Origin of the sequence: Pseudomonas sp. IT-93MI4, assembly GCF_949767635.1 — a bacterium.
Taxonomy (GTDB): Bacteria; Pseudomonadota; Gammaproteobacteria; order Pseudomonadales; family Pseudomonadaceae; genus Aquipseudomonas; species Aquipseudomonas putida_A.
In genome coordinates this window covers 145,939-164,398 of the sequence record NZ_CATKPP010000056.1, presented here as the reverse complement: position 1 = coordinate 164,398, position 18,460 = coordinate 145,939, and the positions used below count along the sequence as shown (strand labels likewise).

Sequence of the window (18,460 nt, the reverse complement as noted above, 5' to 3'; positions counted from 1 at the left end):
GGGACATTCCAGCGGTTCGTCACGATACAGGTAGCGCTGCGCGCAGTTCCAGAGCGACTCATTGCAAACGGTTTCCAGACTGGCATTAGAACAAAAAAACGCTCAAAAAAACCGGCCCTCAGGACCGGTTTCTTATTCAATCGTAGTACCCGACTGTCTTTTTCAGGTGATCCGAATATTCGTAAATGTCATCGACTGAGCTAATCGGATGCCGCGTTTCATTTTTATCCTGATCGAAGATACCGATGTACTTCTGAGAACGATTGAAATGCAATCGACAGATAGGCTTGCGATTGTTGTCGTCTAACAAAATACCGAAATAGCTCTGCGTATCACGCTGAACGATGCGCTTGGCATCAACCACAGAGCGAACCAACGCACGAACGATGTGGTAACCCTCAAGCTCTTCCAGCGTTGTTAATACCTTGTCTTCTGACTCGTCGCGCGTATCTATCGGATCCGTACCAACAATTGCTGATGGTGAGGATGCCAACACTGGCTGGATTGCGCCACTCATTGCTGATTTGAGCCGATCATTAATCTGGTCGTTCAAGAACTGAGCCACTGCTTTTCTAGTTAACTCATGAAACTGGTCACGTACTTTTTGTGTAATCACCCCATCGTAGACACGTGATGCAAAGACCTTAACAAAATCATCGTCGGGCTTGCTGACCTGAGCGGCTATGACCTTCTTGATTTGACTGACGTACTTCAGCTCTCCCGCCGCGCTGATTATCGAATCAACATCAAAAGCAGATTTTGTCAGCTTGACGAGTTCGGGAACTGAATACTCATCAATATCCAGAAGGTCGAGCTCAAGAAAAGGTTTTTCATCCATTTTGTTTGGTGCATCCAGATCCGTAAAAAACTTGTAGATCTGCCCGTTGGTAAGGATTGAGATCCGGGCACTGGTGACATGAAAGTAACGAAAGAGCTGAGACGCGTGATTGATGTGCAATGGCTCGCCGATTTTCTTGCACTCGATAAGTATCTGAACTTCGCCCTCTTTCATGATGGCGTAATCAATTTTCTCGCCTTTCTTCGTACCGATGTCGCAGATGAACTCCGGTGTCACCTCTGTCGGGTCAAACACGTCGTAACCCAGAACAGTGCTGATAAAGGGCATGACAAACGCGTTTTTTGTCGCCTCTTCCGTTTGGATTGCAGCACTCTGCAAGCGAACTTTAGCGGCAAGACTGGCTAATTTCTCGAAGAATTCCATGAGTGACCTCTGACTGGTTTCTATCCGTGCATTCGCATGCTGGCGAATTGATTGCCAATTGATCCTAGACGCAAACCCGCACAAAGAAAGTTTTCTACTGCAAAGTCCTTTATCCCACGCCCAGCGAAGACAAATTCAATGGCGACAGGCTTTCTCAGTCGAATTTTCGCAACGCCGTCACTGTCTGAATTTCAAGCTCTCCCAATAAGGAACATCGCAATGAAATTCGCGAAAATCTCCCAGACCCTGGCCCTCTGGACCGGTAGCCCGAAAACCTTCATGGGCGCGTTGATCCTGATTTTTCTGTGGGGGTTGAGTGGGCCGATTTTTGATTTCAATGACACCTGGCAACTGATCATCAACACCTCGACCACGATCATCACTTTTCTGATGGTGTTCCTGATTCAGAACACGCAGAACCGTGATACCGACATCCTGCACCTGAAGCTTGATGAGTTGTTGCGGGTGAACAAGGAAGCGCAGAACGCAATGCTCGGGCTGGAATCGCTGGATCTCAAGCAACTCGAGGCGCTGCGCAAGCATTACCGCAGCCTGGGGGAAAGCGAGGTATTCGATCTTGAAGGGCTGGGGGAGAAGAGCAAGCCGAAGCAGGATTTGAATGACTGCTAAGTAAAGTTGAACAAAACAAAAGATCGCAGCCTGCAGCAGTTCCTACACCGTTCTATGTAGGAGCTGCCGCAGGCTACGATCTTTTGATTGGCAGTTGGTGTCAGCGACTGGCTTGCAGCGCCCGCGCCATTTCCAGATGGCTTTGCAGTTTTGGCAATGTCTCGTCGGCAAATGCCTTGATTTCCGGTACGTCGGTCGACTGCGCTTCCTGCTGGATCTGCTGGATGGCCTCTTCGGTCGCTTTCACCTGGCTCGCGGCGTAGGCCTGGTCGAAGGTTTCACCGTCCTTGACCTGAGGGATCATGGTCTTGGCCTTGTCGGCAATTTCTTCACGGGGCGCGACCGGCAGATCGAGTTTCTTCGCGATCTTCGCCAGATGCTGGTTGGCCGTGGTGCGGTCATTGATCACGACAATGGTGTAATCCTTGACCTCTTTGGATTCGGATTTCTGGTGCGCCAGCCGGCTGGCTTCAATGTCGGCCATGCCTTTGGCGGACGCATCGTTGATGAAGTCGGCAGGCGACTGGGCGAATGCTGTGCCCGCGAACAAACCCAACAGCGTGGCAAAACTGAAACGACGTATCTGGGTGGCCATCCGGCTCATGGTCGCGCCCTCCTATCTCTGCAAATTCAAGCGGGGGCTTGCGCCCCCGCCTCTCAATCAAAACTACCTCACCGACTACTTCGACTTCTGAGCTGGCTTGCGGCCCATTTCGGTTTTCGCAGGCTCTTTGTCGACTGTCGTGGTGGTGGTTTTCCCACCTTTGCGACCGGCTTCAGAGGCCTTGGTTCGATCGTTGGCGAAGTTTCCCGAGTTCGAGTTTCTTGAATTAGGCATGATTCTCTTCCTCTTGGTATTGATCGTTAGCGAGCAGGTGCCCGCCTAGATTGAGAATTGCCGGACTGCCAAAGGTTTAGAAAAGTTGCCCGCGCCGCGACGAACGGCGCGCACTGGCTCAGCTATCCACCGCCCGATGATTGAGGCGTTTGGCGGTGTACATCGCCTGGTCGGCATGCCGGAACAGTTGCTGCTCCTCGCTGCCATGTTCGGGATAGCGGGCCACGCCGATGCTCGGTTCGATGTGCAGGTTGTGACCGTCCAGGCGCATCGGCTGCATCAGCACCTGTCGGATTTTTCCGGCCACGCTGTCGGCGTCTTCAGCGGCGTGAACGCTGTGCAACAGCACCACGAATTCGTCGCCACCGATGCGCGCCACGGTATCGGTGTCGCGTACGCAGCCCTTGAGCCGACTCGCCACCGTTTGCAGCAGCATGTCGCCGACCGCATGGCCAAAGGTGTCGTTGACCTGTTTGAAACGATCCAGATCGACGTACAGCAGCGCCATGTTTCCCGAGGTTTCGCGGGCAGCGGCCAGCGCAGCCTTGAGGCGGTCTTTGAGCAACCCGCGATTGGGCAACTGGGTCAGTTGATCGTATTGCGCCATGCGTTTGAGCCGCGCGTGCAGTTGCTGACGCTCGATGGCGGTGGCGACCTGGGCGCAGACGTATTGCAGCAGTTCCTTGTCCTGCTCGGTGTAACGCTCGCCGCCCGGCAGGCTTTTGACGATCAGCGCACCGATGGTGCCGTTCTTCGAATTCAGCGGCACACCGAGCCAGCACGGTGAGTCCTGCCCCGCCACCAGCGCCGCGAAGTCGGGCGAGGCGTCGGGGCTGTCCGGCGTCAGCAGAATCGGCTGACCGCTGCGGATGACCTGCGCACACAAACGCCCGGTGACGGTGCCCGGTTGCTCGGGCTGCAATTCGTGATCGTCGACGTGATAAGGAAAATTCAGCTGCGCACAGTGCTCGTCGTACAGCGCCACGGAGAAATTCAGCGCCGGCAGCCATTCGCCGATGATCAGGTGGATGCGTTTGAACAGCGCCAGCAAGTCTTCGGCGACATGCGCCGCCTCGGAAATCGCATACAGCGCAGCCTGACGCGATTCCGCCTGCTTGCGCTCGGTGATGTCGCGGGCCACGGCGATGCGCAGTTGATCGACCTCCGACCAGCGCGCCGACCAGAGGATGTTGACGATGCGGCCATCCTTGCGCACGTAACGGTTTTCAAAGTTGTGCTTGGGTTCGCCGCTCATGATGTCGTGGGCGGCGGCCAAGGTGCGCTGGCGGTCTGCGGGATGCACCAGTTCGATCATCGACCGGCCGATCAACTCGTCAGGCGTATAACCAAAAATACGCTCGCAGGCAGCACTGACAAAAACGAAACGGCCCTGCCTGTCCACCGCGCAGACGGCATCCAGCAACAGGTCCATATAACTCGCCAACGGCGCGGAATTTCGGCTTTCCATGGTTCAGCGTGGGTGTCCGGACAATGCAGCACTGTTCAACCATCCCTGACCCTTTGTTCACGCATCCCTGCACACAAATTCAAGCCTTGTTCGGCAGCAATCCCGGTAGTGCGTGCATCAGTGCGTTGATCGCAAAACCGATGAACATCACGCCACACAAACGCGTGATCATCAGCTCGTGGCGCTGATACAGCGTGCGCACCCGTCGGGCGCCGACAACGCCGATCAAGATAGCGTAAGCCAGCAATCCGCCGAGAAAGCTCAGGGCGATCAGCCCCGGCAGCATCGACCAGTTGAGCAGTTCGGCGCGGCTCGACAGCAGCGCCGTAAACGTCGCCACCGCCACCGGATACGCCTTGGGATTGGTCAGGCCGAACAGGATGCCGTGCCAGAACGGCTGACGCGCCGCGCCCTGTGGCTGATCAGCGCTGCGCCGCTGGGCTCGCACTGCGCGCCAGCCAAGCCAGAACAGGTACAAGCCGCTGAGCACACCCAGCACATCGAATGCGGTGCTGCCGATCTCGCGGGCACCGACGATGGCGATCAGCGCGGTGCTGCACCAGACCACATCGCCAAGCAAATGCCCACAAAGAAACCCGGCCCCGGCCCGTCGCCCATGCGCCGCACCGATGCCGAACACCGCCAGAACACCCGGCCCGGGCGTGATGCCGTATATGAAACCCGAGGCCAGAACGGCCATTAGCAGCGATGGAGTCATGGAAAACCTGCTGGCGCCAGTACAAATGATGGCCAGTCTATATCAGCCCAATGTGTCTGATCACGACGCGTCGTAAAAACGCATGCCCGTGTACGGTTTCAACCGACAGGCTGCCAGTCGCGAAGCCAGATCACCGACGTGAACCTCAAGCTTGTGGCCATCAGGGTCAAGAAAGTAGAACGACGCACCTTCGCTGCGGTTGTCGCGCCATTCCTTCACATTCGCCGCTTTTAGCGTCTGCACAAACAACGGAAAATCTGCCTCGGCGAGGCTGAACGCGTAATGGGTGTAGTCGACGGACGGCTCGGTGGTGCGCTGCGCATCCAGCGACAGACACAACCACAGCCCCGGCAGCGACAGATAGGCACCGGCGTCCCACGAGGCTTCGACGCGCAGACCCAATACATCGCGATAGAACGCCAGGCTGCGGGGCAAATCACTGACGGCGAGGGTCAGGTGGTTGAGGCCGGTAAGCATGGGGTCAGTAACCTCTGAGGTCTTCAGGGATGTTGTACTGCTGGCCATCGTACGTCAGGGTGATCTGTTTTTTCTTCAGGTCGGTGTTTGTCGAAACGCACTGATTGCCGGACTTGGTGTTTTTCATTTTGCTGCCGGTGGTGGTGACGATCAGATCAGCGAAACCATTGTGGCTCGTTGGAGCGATCTCGAGGGTCCGGCGGATTTTTTTGCTGTAGCCCTCGCAGTCATTCACGAACTCACCGTTGTTCTTGAAGACCACCAGGCCTTCAAGCACCGGACGTAACTCGTCGCCCTCGCGCACATACAGCGCCAGATCGGTTTTCTCGTAGGGAATGGCATGGGAACTGTGGACGAACTTGGCTCGCAGCCCAAAAGCGCGGATATCCGGCGTCAAACGGTAGCGCGCCGTGTCGATGCGCACATCATCCAGGCGCACGGCATCAGAGTTGTAGGCGCCCGGCTTACGGTAGGTGGCGATGGGTTTGGCGTTGCTGGCATTGAGGAGCGCCAGGTCCAGATCGAACGCCCCGGCATCGTCACCACCGGAATCGGCCAGATAGGTGGATTTGACCGAAATCGCCTGACTCGGGAACGCCGGCCAGACGTTGCAGCGTGACATGGATTTGCCGTCGAAATTCTTGGTGGTGCAGGCGGCGTGGGCTTGGGCGGTGATGGCCAGCAAACCGAGGGCGATCAGGAGTCTGGTGGGGTTAAGCATGGTTCTTCCTTGATAAGTGTCGTGTTGGGCTGGCGAGTTACAGGCCTTGGAAACCGTTTGGCAAAACGTAGGATGTTCCGTCGTAGTGCAATGTTGTCAAAACGGGTTTGTTGTCAGTGGTTTTTGTTTTACATGCGTCTCCCGTCCCCACACTTGTTGTGTCTTTCTCCAAGGTTTTGACAATCAGATCTGCATAGCCGTGAGAGCTCGTTTTAGCGATTTCTACCGTTCTTGAAATCTCATATCGCTCGCCTTCGCAGTCACCATCCCACTCGCCGCCATACCGATAAACCACTAATTTATCCAATACCGGGCGCAATTTTTCGCCCTCTTTCACGTAGAGCGAAAGCAGGTTTTCTTCCATCGGATTGATTCGGGATCCATTAGTGGATAACGCACGTACGCCAAAGGCACGAAGATCGGTAGTCAGTGTGTAGCGAGCCGTATCGAGCGTTATTTCTCGCAAACTGACGCCATCCAATACAAATGCAGCCGCTTTGTAATAAGTCGCAATGGGTTTCGATTGAGCGGTGTCCAGAACGGACAAGTCGAAATCGTAGGTACTCAGCGCCTCAGGATCATCAGATGGGGATCCGCGCTTAAACTGTGCAGTGGCGTTGATGGTTAATCCTGGATATGCAGGCCACTCCTTGCAGACAGAAAGATCCAGATCTCCTGCCATCGGTGTTGGCACGCAACCAGCCAACACCTGCCCCGCCATCAACCACCCACTCAGGGCCACCCACCCGATCCATCCAGACTTCACTGTCACACCCCACTCCTTGATAACGTTTTCAGCCGCGCACTATCCCCTCCTCAATCCGGTGATTCAACCAGTTCAACGCCTGATCCCCACCCCGGCGCTTATGCCACGCCAGCACAAACGTGAACGGCGCGATCTCGAACGGTGGCGGCAGCACAATCAGCTCCTGCTGATCAATCTCGCGCACGCTGCGTGACGACACCGTGAGAATCAGATCCGTACCGCTGATCAACTCGGGGGCGACGTTCCAGTGCGGCAGGCTGATGGCGACGCGGCGGCGTTCGCGCAGTGAGGTCAGCACCCGCTCGATTTCCGGGGTGCCGCTGCCGCGCATTTCCAGCAAAACATGCGGGCGCGACAGGTAGGTCGGCAAATCCAGTACGCCGTCGGCCGGCAAGCTGCGGCGATCCAGCAGGCAGACGTAGCGCTCTTCGAACAGCACGCTGCTGCGCAACTCGTTGGGCATTTCCGGGAACACCCCGGCGGCCACGTCGATGTCGCCGTTGAGCACCCCCTCCAGCATGCCTTCGCGGCTGGCGTGGCTGATTTGCAGGTCGATGCCCGGTGCCTCGCGGCGCAAGGTGCGGATCAGTCCAGGCAGGATGATGGCCGCGCCGTAGTCGGACATTGCCACACGAAAGGTCCGCCGCGCAGTGGCCGGATCGAAAGTGTTCGGCGCCAGCAGCGACTGCACCTGGGCCAACGCTTCGGCCAGTGGCGCAACCAGTTCCAGCGCCCGCGCCGTAGGCACCAGCGTCGAACCGGCGCGCACCAGCAGCGGATCGCCGAGCAAGTCGCGCAGCCGCGCCAGCGCATGGCTGACCGCCGGTTGACTCAGGTGCAGCCGCTCGGCAGCGCGGGTGACGTGTTGCTCGCTGAGCAAGGCATTGAGGACCACCAGCAGGTTCAAATCAATACGGCGTAGATCATTCATCTCGTGCATGTTCTGGATGACAAAACGGAATTTAAATCTGCTCGACGAATACTCTAGAGTCCAGAAAAACCTGTTGGAGAGTGAGCATGAGTACGTTGCAGTGGGTTGGCTTGTTGCTGCTGGCCGCGTTTGCCGGGGCGGTGGTGCCGTTTCAAAGTGCGATCAACAGCAACCTGGCGCGGGGGCTTGGCCATCCGCTATGGGCAACCTTGGCCTCGTTGCTGGTGAGTGTGTTGGTGCTGTTGCCGGTGATTCTGGCGTTGCGCCTGCCGCTGCCGTCGCTGGGTTTTATCAGCAAGGCGCCGTTGTGGATGTGGGCTGGCGGTGCGTTCGGCGTGTGCTTTGTGGCGCTGGCGGTGATGTTGCTGCCGAAGCTCGGCGCGTCGGGGTTTGTTGCGCTGGCCTTGGCCGGCCAGGTGATTGCGTCGATGCTGCTGGATCACTTCGGGTTGTTTGGGCTGGTGGAGAAACAGCTGACGGCGTCGCGGGTGTTGGGCGCGTTGCTGCTGATTGGCGGGGTGGTGTTGATTCAGTTTGGTGGGGCGGCGAGCAGGAATCTGGCACCTGCCGGGTAGGATTCGGAGGCGCCCGACACCGCATCAGAACATCGCCCTACAAGCAAATATCCAATTCCGCTCAGTATTGCAGGAAGTGTCTGATTCAGGCCCGAAGTCGTGTTCCGTAAAGTCTGGCAATACACACAAATTGCAACGACCCACGGATTGCCACGCTCAAGGGATGCCCTGATGAACCATATACAGCAAGCACCAAACCTTTATTCCAACTATCGAAAAGTCATCGCCCTGGCAAACCAGGACTGGGAAAACGCCGAGCTTGGCAAAGTCGCCGGGCTCAATGTCGAGGTCATGGGTTCCAACCACCTGCTCGATCAATACGGACGGGAGTTACAACACTTCTGTACCACTTCCTACCTTGGCCTTGATCACCACCCTGCCTTGCTCGAAGGTGCAATCGCCGCACTGCAGGAAACCGGCACCTTGCGCATCGCCAACTCGAAAAATCGCTGCAAGCTAGGGATTCTCGAAAAATACGAAACCGAGCTTTCGCAGTTGTTCGATGCAGTGTGCCTGACGACCCTGTCCTGCAGCGCTGCAAGTGCGGGGATCTTGCCGCTGCTGGCCAGCGGTGTATTGACCGAGAATCGCCCGCCAGTGATGGTCTTTGACCGTCAGGCGCATTACTCGATGAATCACTTGAAAGCTGCATGCGCCGACGAAACCCGGGTGATGACCTGTCCACACAACGATATGAATTTCCTGGAAAAGATCTGCCAGCAATATGGTCGTGTGGCCTATATTGGCGATGGCGCCTATAGCATGGGCGGCGTGTCCAACATGGAAGGCCTGCTGTACCTCAAGGATCGTTACGGGCTGTTTCTTTATCTGGATGATTCACACGCGTTGTCAGCCGTGGGCCATAACGGCGTCGGTCTGATACGCCCGAGAATCCAGACGCTGGAAGATGACTGCGTGATCGTCGCGTCGCTGGCCAAGTCATTTGGCGCCAGTGGTGGACTGGTGATGCTTGGCAACCAGCGCCAGAAAAAAATCATCCAGCGCTATGGCGGCCCGAGCAATTGGTCACAAAGTCTCAACTGTGCGGCAATCGGCGCCGGCCGAGCGTCAATTCGTCTACATTACACCGCCGAATTCGCCGCTCTACAGGCCCGCCTCCAGGCTAATATCCGCCTCTTCGACAGTTTGATCAGTACAGAGCAATGCCACAGCGCGATGGCAATCCGCTTGATCGACTGCGGCCAGGCGGATCTGGCCAATCGCATCGCCAGCGAGCTGGCCGAGCAAGGCTTTTTCACCAGCGCAGTATTTTTCCCGGTAGTTGCCCAAGGTAAAGCGGCCATTCGGGTAACCTTGCGTGCTGATATGGAGCCGTCGCTGATCCGACGTTTCTGCGATGTAGTCAGCGAATTGTTGCGCACACACCGCGTCGATTTCGACATCTGAGCCAGGGACGATCGATGAACGCCAGCGCCACCCTCCTTATCACCTGCTGCACTGTGTTCCTCGCACAGTTGGGCATGAGTATTTACCTGCCAGCGCTGCCGGAGATTGCCGGCCATCTGCACGCAGGGCCTGCGCAAGTGGCGTGGGGTTTATCGATTTATCTGGTCGGCATGGCGCTGCCAATGCTGCTTTGGGGATCACTGGCCCAGCGTATCGGGCGCAAACCTGTGTTACTCGCAGCATTGGGGCTGTATGGCGTGGCGAACCTGGCGTTGCCGCTGGGTTCGACGCTGGAGTCGTTCCTGTTACTGCGCCTGATTCAGGGCGTCGGCGCCAGCGGGATTTCGGTGATGGCACGGGTGCTGATTCGCGACAGTTTTCGCGGCGACCTGCTGGCCAAGGCATTGTCATGGATTTCGATTTCGTTCGTGGTGGCTCTAGGCATCGGCCAGTACCTGGGTTCGATCATTCAGGTCACGCTGGGCTGGCAGGCAATCTTCTACTTGCTCGGCATCACGTGCCTGCTGATGGCCATGATCGTATCCCGGGTCAATTTTGCGACATTGGAGGAGGCGCAAACCAATGCTTCGGCATGGCTGATTTACCGGCGCATCCTGATCCATCGCGCGTTCCTGTTGCCGGCACTGGCCGGAGGCCTCGGCTACGGGGTGATCATCGCCTTCAACACGGCTGCGCCACTGATCCTGCAAGGACCGTTCAATTGGTCTACGGTGGATTACGGTCTGCTCGGCTGGCCGATCAGTGCGGCATACTTTCTCGGGGCACTGGTGGTCAATCGCTTCGTTCTGCGCACGGGTCAACACCGGTTGATGACGTTGGGCGTGGTGCTGGTGATGGCGGGGTGCGGAGTGATGCTGCTGGGCAGTCTGACAGCCAGTTCCGTCGCGCTGATGCTGTGGCTGCCCTATTGCGTAGCGGTGTTCGGACAATCGCTGAACTACCCGATCAGCCTGTCCCGTGCCAACGATGGCGCACCGATTGCGGGTGCTTACGCAATGGCGTTGAGCGGATTTATTCATCAACTGATGGCGGCAATGATCGGCGCGATTGCCAGTCTTGTCGCTAGCCCTTCGGCGTGGCCGCTGGCACTGTTATGCAGTTTGCTTGCAGTCGGCGCGATGCTCTGTGTGAGATTCACGCCGACGCGCGTCAGCCCTTAAAACGCGTTACGGAAAATCTCCTCGATCTGCCGCTGATCCGCCGCCCGTGGGTTGGTCAGGCCGCATGCATCTTTCAGCGCGTTGGTGGCAAGCACCGGGATGTCACTGAGCTTGGCGCCGAGTTCACGCAGGCCGCCCGGAATCTCGACGTCCTTGGCCAGACAACGGATCGCGTTGATCGCCGCCTGAGCGCCCTCTTCCGGGCTGAAACCACGGATGTCCGCGCCCATGGCGTGGGCGACGTCAGTCAGGCGTTCGGCGCAGACCAGCGCGTTGAAGGTCTGCACGTGCGGCAGCAACACTGCATTGCACACGCCATGGGGCAAGTCGTAGAAACCACCCAACTGGTGCGCCATCGCATGCACGTAGCCAAGCGACGCATTGTTGAACGCCATGCCGGCGAGGAACTGCGCGTAAGCCATGTTCTCCCGCGCCGCGAGGTCGCTGCCGTCACGCACCGCCAGACGCAGATTGTTGCTGATCAGAGTCATGGCCTTCAGTGCGCAGGCGTCGGTGATCGGGTTGGCGGCGGTCGACACGTAGGCTTCGATGGCGTGGGTCAGCGCGTCCATGCCGGTGGCGGCCGTCAGGCTTTTCGGCATGGCGACCATCAGGGCCGGGTCGTTGACCGACAGCAGCGGCGTGACGTTGCGGTCGACGATGGCCATTTTCACGTGGCGCGATTCGTCGGTGATGATGCAGAAACGGGTCATCTCGCTGGCGGTGCCGGCGGTGGTGTTGATGGCGATCAGCGGTAATTGCGGCTTGCTCGATTGATCGACGCCTTCGTAGTCGCGGATCTGCCCGCCGTTGGTCGCACACAGAGCAATGCCCTTGGCGCAGTCATGGGGCGAACCGCCGCCCAGCGACACCACGAAATCGCAGCGACTGTCCTTGAGCAGCGCCAACCCGGCCTCGACGTTGGCGATGCTCGGATTCGGTTTGGCGCCGTCGAAGATCACCGAATCGATGTCCTGCATCGCCAGTTTTTCGGCAAGCATGGTCGCCACGCCAGCCTTGGCCAGCCCCGCGTCGGTGACGATCAGCGCCTTGCGAAAACCGTAGTTGCGGATCGCAACCATGGCTTCGTCGAGGCATCCGTTGCCCATGATGTTTACGGCCGGAATGAAAAAGGTGCTGCTCATGCGCGTCTCCTGACTGGGGCCGAATCGACTGCTCCGATCCGGCGGATGTGCACAGGATCGACCGATCGGTCACCACCGATGTTGATCTGGCTCAATGCCCGCTCGTGATAAAGTCGCCGTCCATCCGCCCTTTGTTTTGAGACTGCCCACGCAATGACCGATTTTCTGGACGTCGACGCCACCCTCGAAGACTGGAGCGACCTGCGCGCCACCGCCGACTTCAACGGTCTGCTGGTGGGCAATGGCGCCAGCCGCGCGGTGTGGGACGATTTTGGCTATGACTCGCTGTTCGAAAACGCGCGCACCGTTGAAGAGAAGCCACTGAGCCCGTCAGAACTGAGCGTGTTCGACGCGATGCAGACGCGCAGCTTCGAGCAGGTACTCGGCGCGCTGAAAAACACCAGCCGGGTCAACAAGGCGTTGGCCGTCAGCTCGGCCGCACCGCGCAATCGCTACTACGCGATCAAGGAAGCGCTGATCAACAGCGTACATGCGGTGCACATTCCATGGCGCCTGGTGCAGGCCTCGACCCTGGCCACGCTCAATGAAGAACTGGCCCGTTATCGCACGGTGTTCACCACCAATTACGACCTGCTCAGCTACTGGGCGATCCAGCACCGCAGCGAGGCGATCGACGACCTGTTCAACGGCCCCGACGCCAGTTTCGATCTGAGCGCAAGCAGCAGCGCCAAACCGCGTCTGCTGCACCTGCACGGCGGTCTGCACCTGGTGCGCAATCAGGACGGCACCGCGCGCAAACTGACCTCGACCGAGGGCACCCTGCTCGGCAGTTTCGCGATCAACAACACAATCAAGACGCTCGACGACGTGCCGCTGTTCGTCAACGAAGGGCCGAGTGCGGACAAGCTGAAGACCATTCGCAGCTCGGATTATCTGTCGTTCTGCTATGAGCAGTTATTGGGCCACGCGCAGAACCTGTGCATCTTCGGGCATGCGCTGGGCGAGCAGGATGCGCACATCGTGAGGGCACTGCGCCTGGCGAAACCGGCGAGTGTGGCGATCTCGATTTATCCGCGCAGTGCGGCGTTCATTCAGCACCAGAAGCGGCATTACGCCAAGGTGTTCGAAGGGACCGGGGTTGAGTTGCGGTTTTTTGATGCGAAGACGCATGCGTTGGGGAGTCCGAAGCTTTCGGTTCCCGTCGAGATTTGATGTAAGCAGTACTGACGCCTTCGCGAGCAAGCCCGCTCCCACCTTGGAATGCATTCCAAATGTGGGAGCGGGCTTGCTCGCGAAAATTTTTCTGGCGGCTCATTCTTCCGAGCTGTGCACCACCACCAGCAACTGCGCCTGCACCTCGCCCACCGACCTGATCCGGTGCGGCTTCTGCGCGTTGAAGTGCAGCGCATCGCCACGTTCGAGCAGCACCCGCTCGTTCATGAAATCCACTTCCACCTGCCCTTCGTGGACGAACAGAAACTCCTCGCCCAAATGCTCCTTGAAGGTCTTGTCGGTGAACTCGCGCGGCGGGTAGATGATGAACGGCAGCAGGTTGCGTTCGCTGACCTGATGCGCCAGCACCGCATACCCCGGGCTCTGATCGTTGGCCGCCAGTGACTGGCGTTCGTGGCTGCGTACCAGGCTATAGCTGTCGAGGCTGACGTTGTCTTCGGAGAACAATTCCTCGACCTTCACGTTCAGTGCCTTCGCCAGTTTCAGCGCGGCCGCAATCGACGGGGTGTTCAGCCCGCGCTCGACCTTCGACAGATAACTCTTGGTCATGCCGGATTTTTCCGCCAGCGCCTCAAGTGTCACGCCAAGTTTTTTTCTCAACAATTTCAAACGGATAGACATGCGCAGCAGTTATTCCATCAAGGAAACGACGATTGATGCTTGCTTATGACACTTTGTGTCATATAGGCTCTTTAGTGTCATTTGCAATCACCCATAGGACACAGACATGGCCAAGACATTAGCACTACCCAAAGAGCAACTGGTCAAGCAAGCGCTGACCCAGATGCAAAACACCCTGTCGGATAATACGTGGACTGACCGGCAAAAGCTGGCGCTGACCTGCCGGATCCTGTTCGAGAGCGGTCACGACTCCGGTCTGGCCGGACAAATCACCGCTCGCGGCCCGCAGCCGGGGACCTATTACACTCAACAACTAGGCCTGGGTTTCGATGAAATCACCGCGAGCAATCTGCTGCTGGTCAACGAAGATCTGGAAGTGCTCGAAGGCCACGGCATGGCCAACCCGGCCAACCGTTTCCACAGCTGGGTCTACCGCGCCCGGCCGGACGTGAACTGCATCATCCACACGCACCCGACGCACATTGCCGCGCTGTCGATGCTGGAGGTGCCGCTGCAGATTTCCCACATGGACCTGTGCCCGCTGTACGACGACTGCGCGTTTCTCGAAGGCTGGCCGGGCGTGCCGGTGGGTAACGAAGAGGGCGAACTGATTGCCGGTGCACTGGGCGACAAGCGCGCGATTCTACTGTCGCACCACGGCCAACTGTCGACCGGCAGCACGATCGAAGAAGCCTGTGTCATCGCCCAACTGATCGAGCGCGCCGCCAAACTGCAGCTGCTGGCGATGGCCGCCGGCACGATCAAACCGATCATTCCGGCGCTGGGGCGCGAGGCCCATGACTGGGTGTCGAAACCCAAACGCCACGCCGCCGCCTTCAACTACTACGCCCGGCAGAACCTGCGCCAACACGCCGATTGCCTGAACTGATTTCAGCTTTTTCCGGAGACTCATCATGTCCAATATTCACGGCATCATCGGCTACACCATCACCCCGTTCGGCACCCACGGCGAAGGCCTCGATCTGCCGGCGCTCGGCCAATCGATCGATCGTCTGATCGACAGCGGCGTCCATGCCATCGCCCCGCTCGGCAGCACCGGCGAAGGCGCTTACCTCAGCGACGCCGAGTGGGATCAGGTCGCCGAGTTCAGCATCAAGCACGTGGGCAAACGGGTGCCGACCATCGTCAGCGTGTCCGACCTGACCACCGCCAAAGCCGTACGCCGCGCACGCTTCGCTGAAGCCCACGGCGCCGACGTGGTGATGGTGCTGCCGGCGTCGTACTGGAAGCTCACTGAAGCGGAAATCCTCGCGCACTACCGCGCCATCGGCGACAGCATCGGCGTGCCGATCATGCTCTACAACAACCCGGCCACCAGCGGCACTGACATGTCGGTCGAGCTGATTCTGCGCATCGTCAATGGCGTGGAAAACGTGACCATGGTCAAGGAGAGCACTGGCGATATTCAGCGCATGCACAAGCTGCAATTGCTTGGTGAAGGTCAGGTGCCGTTCTACAACGGCTGCAATCCGCTGGCACTGGAGGCTTTCGCCGCCGGGGCCAAGGGTTGGTGCACCGCTGCGCCGAACCTGATCCCGCAGTTGAACCTTGATCTGTACGCGGCCGCTCTGGCCGGTGATCTGGAACGGGCGCGTGAGTTGTTCTACCGCCAGTTGCCGCTGCTGGACTTCATCCTCAAGGGCGGTTTGCCGGCGACGATCAAGGCCGGATTGCGCGAGACGGGGCTGGAGGTTGGTGATCCGCGCTTGCCGGTGTTTCCGTTGAGCGAAGCTGGGCAAGCTCAGCTAAAAGCAATCCTCAACACCCTGCGCTGACACACAAACTTAATGTGGGAGCGGGCTTGCTCGCGAAAGCGGTGGATCAGTCACTGCAGATGTCGACTGACACGACGCCTTCGCGAGCAAGCCCGCTCCCACATTTTTGCTCTTCTGTGTTCTTCAGAGCACCGGCAAGGTCTTGTCCTTGATCACTTTGCTCGGCCCATTGGCCTTGACGCTCGCGATGCCTTTGGCACACGCGGCATCGTTGGAGTACGACTCGCTGCTGCCGATGATCTGATGGTTGGCAGCCTTGAGGTTGAAGTAAGGATGACCATCCTTGGTGGTCTTTTTCTCGTAGCGCTCATCCAGCGGGCTGTTGGTCTGCACGGAAGCAATGCCGTTGTCGGCAGCCGCGCGGGTGGTGTAGAGCTCGCTGGTGAGAATGGTTTCAGCGTTGGCGGCCTTCAGCACAAACCTGAACTGGCCGTTGCTGCTTTTGCTCACTTCGTACCATCCGGACATGCTCGTTTCTCCTTGGCGGTTGAAAGGTTTTGCGCCAATGAGTAAAGACCAGCCCAAGATTTCTGTCGCCTGTAATGGCCTCTTCGCGAGCAAGCTCGCTCCCACAGTAGATCTCCAGTGATCACAAAAATAGGTGAGCACTCGGCAATCAATGTGGGAGCGAGCCTGCTCGCGAAGGCGTCACCCCGGTGTTGGCTATTTCACCACCGCCCGCACCACCGACAACTGCGGCTCCATCACCCGTCGCTGACTCAGATACCGCGTGCAACTCACCCGCAGGAACGAGGCAAAATTCACCACCTCCCCGCGATAATCCATCACCTCTTCATACAGTTTGGCGATCAGTTGATTGGTGGTCATGCCATCGACTTCGGCGATTTCGCTGAGGATGTCCCAGAACTGGTTTTCCAGGCGCAGCGTCGTCACCACGCCGCAGATGCGCAGCGAGCGCGAGCGGGATTCGTAGAGAATCGGGTCGGCCTTGACGTAGAGCTCGCACATCGGCGGATCCTCGTTACAGGGTGATCTTGGTGCCGAGCAGACCGAGGAAACCGGCCAGCCAGTTCGGATGCGCCGGCCACGCTGGCGCAGTCGCCAGATTGCCTTGAACGTGGCCGTCGGTCACCGGGATATCGATGAACGTGCCACCGGCCAGTCGCACTTCCGGGGCGCAGGCCGGATAGGCGCTGCACTCACGACCTTCGAGAACGCCCGCTGCCGCCAACAGTTGCGCACCGTGGCAGACCGCCGCAATCGGCTTTCCAGCCTTGTCGAAGGCGCGCACCAGCTCCAGGACTTTTTCGTTCAGGCGCAGGTATTCCGGCGCACGACCGCCGGGGATCAGCAGCGCGTCGTAATCGGCCTCGGCGACCTTGGCAAAGTCGAAATTGAGGGCGAACAGGTGACCGGGTTTCTCGCTGTAAGTCTGGTCGCCTTCGAAGTCATGGATCGCGGTGCGCACGGTCTTGCCCGCAACCTTGTCCGGGCACACGGCGTGCACGGTGTGACCGACCATCTGCAGGGCCTGGAACGGCACCATCACTTCGTAGTCTTCGACGTAATCGCCGACCAGCATCAGGATTTTTTTCGCGGCCATGGGGAGGACTCCTCTGGGAATGGGCTTGCAGGAGTATTCAAGGTAGACCTTATCGGTTGGGGCGGGTAACAACCGGCTACTACCGAGTTGACTTCATCGCTGGCAAGCCAGCTCCCACAGGTTCTGAGGCGATCACCGATTTGGCACTCAACTCCATCACTGTGGGAGCTGGCTTGCCAGCGATGGCAAACTCGAACTGTACGGATAAGTCTTTGCCTAGCTGTAACAGCCAGAAGTCCACGGTTTATGGCTTGATGAAGGTCGTTCTCTGCCACCTTCGATTTCGGTGTTCCTATGTCCTCGCGCGAAAACACCGGCATGGCCCTCGGCCTGCTCGGGGTTGTGATTTTCAGCTTGACCCTGCCCTTCACCCGGATTGTGGTGCAGGAACTGCATCCGTTGCTCAACGGCCTCGGCCGCGCGCTGTTCGCGGCGATTCCCGCGGCAGCGTTGTTGTTATGGCGACGCGAGAAGTGGCCGAGCTGGCAGCAGATCAAAGGCCTGAGCCTGGTGATCGCCGGGGTGATTCTTGGCTTCCCGGTGCTGTCGGCGTGGGCCATGCAGACCTTGCCGGCGTCCCACGGCGCGCTGGTCAACGGGTTGCAGCCGCTGTGCGTGGCGCTGTATGCCGCCTGGTTGTCCCATGAACGCCCGTCGAAAGCCTTCTGGGCCTGCGCCGCGCTGGGCAGTGCGCTGGTGCTCGGCTACGCGTTGTACACCGGCGACGGGAGCATTCAGGCCGGTGACTTGTTGATGCTCGGCGCAATTGCCGTCGGTGGTCTGGGCTATGCCGAGGGTGGCCGGTTGGCCAGGGAAATGGGCGGCTGGCAAGTGATCTGCTGGGCGCTGGTGCTGTCGACGCCGCTGCTGATCGGCCCGGTGTTGTACCTGGCGCTGCAGCATCACGGTGCAGTGTCAGCCAAGGCCTGGTGGGCGTTCGGCTACGTGGCGCTGTTTTCGCAGTTTCTCGGCTTCTTCGCCTGGTACGCCGGGTTGGCGATGGGCGGGATTGCGCGGGTCAGTCAGATCCAGTTGCTGCAGATCTTTTTCACCATCGCGTTTTCGGCGCTGTTCTTTGGTGAACATGTCGAGCCGATTACCTGGGTCTTTGCCTGCGGGGTGATCGCGACCGTGATGCTCGGGCGCAAGACCGCCATCAAACCCCATGTGGGAGCGAGCCTGCTCGCGAAGGGGCCATAACAGCCA

At 58.7% G+C, this 18,460-nt stretch carries 22 protein-coding genes; 8 read left to right on the top strand and 14 right to left on the bottom strand.

Annotation, left to right across the window (positions count from 1 at the left end):
• Nucleotides 1-136 precede the first annotated feature (136 nt).
• Entirely contained in the window at nt 137-1,222 is a 1,086-nt protein-coding gene (locus ACM6I7_RS23535; protein ID WP_096796587.1) for a type I restriction endonuclease, read from the bottom strand.
• 219 nt (nt 1,223-1,441) lie between these two features.
• Here ACM6I7_RS23535 and ACM6I7_RS23530 point away from each other — a divergent pair, with 219 nt between their 5' ends.
• Complete coding sequence (locus ACM6I7_RS23530) at nt 1,442-1,852, top strand: low affinity iron permease family protein (RefSeq protein WP_414889376.1); 411 nt, start codon at nt 1,442-1,444, stop codon at nt 1,850-1,852.
• Between the two features lie 100 nt (nt 1,853-1,952).
• On the opposite strand, the gene ACM6I7_RS23525 is transcribed toward ACM6I7_RS23530, so the two are convergent.
• From ACM6I7_RS23525 to ACM6I7_RS23490, 8 genes are all read right to left on the bottom strand, one after another.
• Nucleotides 1,953-2,456 (bottom strand): DUF4142 domain-containing protein, encoded by a 504-nt coding sequence (locus ACM6I7_RS23525; protein ID WP_027614439.1) that lies wholly within the window; start codon nt 2,454-2,456, stop codon nt 1,953-1,955.
• Between the two features lie 75 nt (nt 2,457-2,531).
• Entirely contained in the window at nt 2,532-2,690 is a 159-nt protein-coding gene (locus tag ACM6I7_RS23520; RefSeq protein WP_003222499.1) for a KGG domain-containing protein, read from the bottom strand.
• A 118-nt stretch (nt 2,691-2,808) separates the two neighbouring features.
• Nucleotides 2,809-4,158, bottom strand: coding sequence for a diguanylate cyclase domain-containing protein (locus ACM6I7_RS23515; RefSeq protein ID WP_414889375.1), 1,350 nt, complete (start codon nt 4,156-4,158; stop codon nt 2,809-2,811).
• Nucleotides 4,159-4,237: 79 nt separating this feature from the next.
• Nucleotides 4,238-4,876, bottom strand: a complete 639-nt coding sequence (locus tag ACM6I7_RS23510; protein WP_097086642.1) for a LysE family translocator — start codon at nt 4,874-4,876, stop codon at nt 4,238-4,240.
• A gap of 60 nt (nt 4,877-4,936) precedes the next feature.
• On the bottom strand, nt 4,937-5,353 hold the full coding sequence (gene fos / locus ACM6I7_RS23505; RefSeq protein ID WP_027614435.1) for a fosfomycin resistance glutathione transferase: 417 nt from the start codon (nt 5,351-5,353) through the stop codon (nt 4,937-4,939).
• A 4-nt stretch (nt 5,354-5,357) separates the two neighbouring features.
• On the bottom strand, nt 5,358-6,074 hold the full coding sequence (locus ACM6I7_RS23500; protein WP_247267810.1) for a hypothetical protein: 717 nt from the start codon (nt 6,072-6,074) through the stop codon (nt 5,358-5,360).
• Nucleotides 6,075-6,111: 37 nt separating this feature from the next.
• Nucleotides 6,112-6,846 carry a hypothetical protein gene (locus ACM6I7_RS23495; protein WP_414889374.1) on the bottom strand — a complete coding sequence of 245 codons (735 nt, stop codon included), beginning with the start codon at nt 6,844-6,846 and terminating at the stop codon, nt 6,112-6,114.
• A gap of 22 nt (nt 6,847-6,868) precedes the next feature.
• A complete protein-coding gene (locus ACM6I7_RS23490) occupies nt 6,869-7,780 on the bottom strand; it encodes a LysR substrate-binding domain-containing protein (RefSeq protein WP_414889373.1) in 912 nt (303 codons plus the stop codon).
• Nucleotides 7,781-7,857: 77 nt separating this feature from the next.
• On the opposite strand from ACM6I7_RS23490, the gene ACM6I7_RS23485 reads away from it, so the two are divergent.
• The 3 genes from ACM6I7_RS23485 (at nt 7,858) to ACM6I7_RS23475 (ending at nt 10,934) form a co-directional block, all read left to right on the top strand.
• Entirely contained in the window at nt 7,858-8,346 is a 489-nt protein-coding gene (locus ACM6I7_RS23485) for a DMT family transporter (protein WP_336840910.1), read from the top strand.
• Nucleotides 8,347-8,517: 171 nt separating this feature from the next.
• Nucleotides 8,518-9,753, top strand: a complete 1,236-nt coding sequence (locus ACM6I7_RS23480) for an aminotransferase class I/II-fold pyridoxal phosphate-dependent enzyme (RefSeq protein ID WP_414889372.1) — start codon at nt 8,518-8,520, stop codon at nt 9,751-9,753.
• A gap of 14 nt (nt 9,754-9,767) precedes the next feature.
• Nucleotides 9,768-10,934 carry an MFS transporter gene (locus tag ACM6I7_RS23475; protein WP_414889371.1) on the top strand — a complete coding sequence of 389 codons (1,167 nt, stop codon included), beginning with the start codon at nt 9,768-9,770 and terminating at the stop codon, nt 10,932-10,934.
• On the opposite strand, the gene yiaY is transcribed toward ACM6I7_RS23475, so the two are convergent.
• The gene (gene yiaY / locus ACM6I7_RS23470) at nt 10,931-12,079 is read right to left on the bottom strand and encodes an L-threonine dehydrogenase (RefSeq protein WP_414889370.1); all 1,149 of its coding nucleotides are present in this window, start codon (nt 12,077-12,079) and stop codon (nt 10,931-10,933) included. The genes ACM6I7_RS23475 and yiaY overlap by 4 nt on opposite strands.
• 153 nt (nt 12,080-12,232) lie before the next feature.
• On the opposite strand from yiaY, the gene ACM6I7_RS23465 reads away from it, so the two are divergent.
• Entirely contained in the window at nt 12,233-13,252 is a 1,020-nt protein-coding gene (locus ACM6I7_RS23465) for a DUF4917 family protein (RefSeq protein WP_414889369.1), read from the top strand.
• Between the two features lie 99 nt (nt 13,253-13,351).
• Here ACM6I7_RS23465 and ACM6I7_RS23460 read toward each other — a convergent pair whose 3' ends face one another.
• Nucleotides 13,352-13,894: a helix-turn-helix domain-containing protein gene (locus ACM6I7_RS23460; RefSeq protein WP_027614428.1), complete on the bottom strand. Its 543-nt coding sequence runs from the start codon at nt 13,892-13,894 to the stop codon at nt 13,352-13,354.
• Nucleotides 13,895-14,000: 106 nt separating this feature from the next.
• Between ACM6I7_RS23460 and ACM6I7_RS23455 the strand changes: the two genes are divergently transcribed.
• Entirely contained in the window at nt 14,001-14,783 is a 783-nt protein-coding gene (locus tag ACM6I7_RS23455; RefSeq protein ID WP_333988307.1) for an aldolase, read from the top strand.
• 22 nt (nt 14,784-14,805) lie between these two features.
• The gene (locus ACM6I7_RS23450; RefSeq protein WP_414889426.1) at nt 14,806-15,690 is read left to right on the top strand and encodes a dihydrodipicolinate synthase family protein; all 885 of its coding nucleotides are present in this window, start codon (nt 14,806-14,808) and stop codon (nt 15,688-15,690) included.
• Nucleotides 15,691-15,813: 123 nt separating this feature from the next.
• On the opposite strand, the gene ACM6I7_RS23445 is transcribed toward ACM6I7_RS23450, so the two are convergent.
• From ACM6I7_RS23445 to ACM6I7_RS23435, 3 genes are all read right to left on the bottom strand, one after another.
• Nucleotides 15,814-16,158, bottom strand: coding sequence for a YegP family protein (locus ACM6I7_RS23445; RefSeq protein ID WP_096797064.1), 345 nt, complete (start codon nt 16,156-16,158; stop codon nt 15,814-15,816).
• A gap of 195 nt (nt 16,159-16,353) precedes the next feature.
• On the bottom strand, nt 16,354-16,659 hold the full coding sequence (locus ACM6I7_RS23440) for a ribbon-helix-helix domain-containing protein (protein ID WP_202369457.1): 306 nt from the start codon (nt 16,657-16,659) through the stop codon (nt 16,354-16,356).
• A gap of 13 nt (nt 16,660-16,672) precedes the next feature.
• Nucleotides 16,673-17,254, bottom strand: a complete 582-nt coding sequence (locus ACM6I7_RS23435) for a DJ-1/PfpI family protein (RefSeq protein ID WP_064586386.1) — start codon at nt 17,252-17,254, stop codon at nt 16,673-16,675.
• A 294-nt stretch (nt 17,255-17,548) separates the two neighbouring features.
• Between ACM6I7_RS23435 and ACM6I7_RS23430 the strand changes: the two genes are divergently transcribed.
• Complete coding sequence (locus tag ACM6I7_RS23430) at nt 17,549-18,454, top strand: DMT family transporter (protein ID WP_097086625.1); 906 nt, start codon at nt 17,549-17,551, stop codon at nt 18,452-18,454.
• Nucleotides 18,455-18,460: the final 6 nt, after the last annotated feature.

Bases quoted from the DNA above. Each gene is read 5' to 3' on its own strand.
- ACM6I7_RS23490 (WP_414889373.1), bottom strand. From the start codon at position 7,780: ATGCACGAGATGAATGATCTACGCCGTATTGATTTGAACCTGCTGGTG.
- ACM6I7_RS23500 (WP_247267810.1), bottom strand. From the start codon at position 6,074: ATGCTTAACCCCACCAGACTCCTGATCGCCCTCGGTTTGCTGGCCATC.
- ACM6I7_RS23515 (WP_414889375.1), bottom strand. From the start codon at position 4,158: ATGGAAAGCCGAAATTCCGCGCCGTTGGCGAGTTATATGGACCTGTTG.
- ACM6I7_RS23440 (WP_202369457.1), bottom strand. From the start codon at position 16,659: ATGTGCGAGCTCTACGTCAAGGCCGACCCGATTCTCTACGAATCCCGC.
- ACM6I7_RS23445 (WP_096797064.1), bottom strand. From the start codon at position 16,158: ATGTCCGGATGGTACGAAGTGAGCAAAAGCAGCAACGGCCAGTTCAGG.
- ACM6I7_RS23510 (WP_097086642.1), bottom strand. From the start codon at position 4,876: ATGACTCCATCGCTGCTAATGGCCGTTCTGGCCTCGGGTTTCATATAC.
- yiaY (WP_414889370.1), bottom strand. From the start codon at position 12,079: ATGAGCAGCACCTTTTTCATTCCGGCCGTAAACATCATGGGCAACGGA.
- ACM6I7_RS23480 (WP_414889372.1), top strand. From the start codon at position 8,518: ATGAACCATATACAGCAAGCACCAAACCTTTATTCCAACTATCGAAAA.
- ACM6I7_RS23530 (WP_414889376.1), top strand. From the start codon at position 1,442: ATGAAATTCGCGAAAATCTCCCAGACCCTGGCCCTCTGGACCGGTAGC.
- ACM6I7_RS23460 (WP_027614428.1), bottom strand. From the start codon at position 13,894: ATGTCTATCCGTTTGAAATTGTTGAGAAAAAAACTTGGCGTGACACTT.
- ACM6I7_RS23535 (WP_096796587.1), bottom strand. From the start codon at position 1,222: ATGGAATTCTTCGAGAAATTAGCCAGTCTTGCCGCTAAAGTTCGCTTG.
- ACM6I7_RS23485 (WP_336840910.1), top strand. From the start codon at position 7,858: ATGAGTACGTTGCAGTGGGTTGGCTTGTTGCTGCTGGCCGCGTTTGCC.
- ACM6I7_RS23475 (WP_414889371.1), top strand. From the start codon at position 9,768: ATGAACGCCAGCGCCACCCTCCTTATCACCTGCTGCACTGTGTTCCTC.
- ACM6I7_RS23435 (WP_064586386.1), bottom strand. From the start codon at position 17,254: ATGGCCGCGAAAAAAATCCTGATGCTGGTCGGCGATTACGTCGAAGAC.
- ACM6I7_RS23430 (WP_097086625.1), top strand. From the start codon at position 17,549: ATGTCCTCGCGCGAAAACACCGGCATGGCCCTCGGCCTGCTCGGGGTT.
- ACM6I7_RS23455 (WP_333988307.1), top strand. From the start codon at position 14,001: ATGGCCAAGACATTAGCACTACCCAAAGAGCAACTGGTCAAGCAAGCG.
- fos (WP_027614435.1), bottom strand. From the start codon at position 5,353: ATGCTTACCGGCCTCAACCACCTGACCCTCGCCGTCAGTGATTTGCCC.
- ACM6I7_RS23465 (WP_414889369.1), top strand. From the start codon at position 12,233: ATGACCGATTTTCTGGACGTCGACGCCACCCTCGAAGACTGGAGCGAC.
- ACM6I7_RS23520 (WP_003222499.1), bottom strand. From the start codon at position 2,690: ATGCCTAATTCAAGAAACTCGAACTCGGGAAACTTCGCCAACGATCGA.
- ACM6I7_RS23525 (WP_027614439.1), bottom strand. From the start codon at position 2,456: ATGAGCCGGATGGCCACCCAGATACGTCGTTTCAGTTTTGCCACGCTG.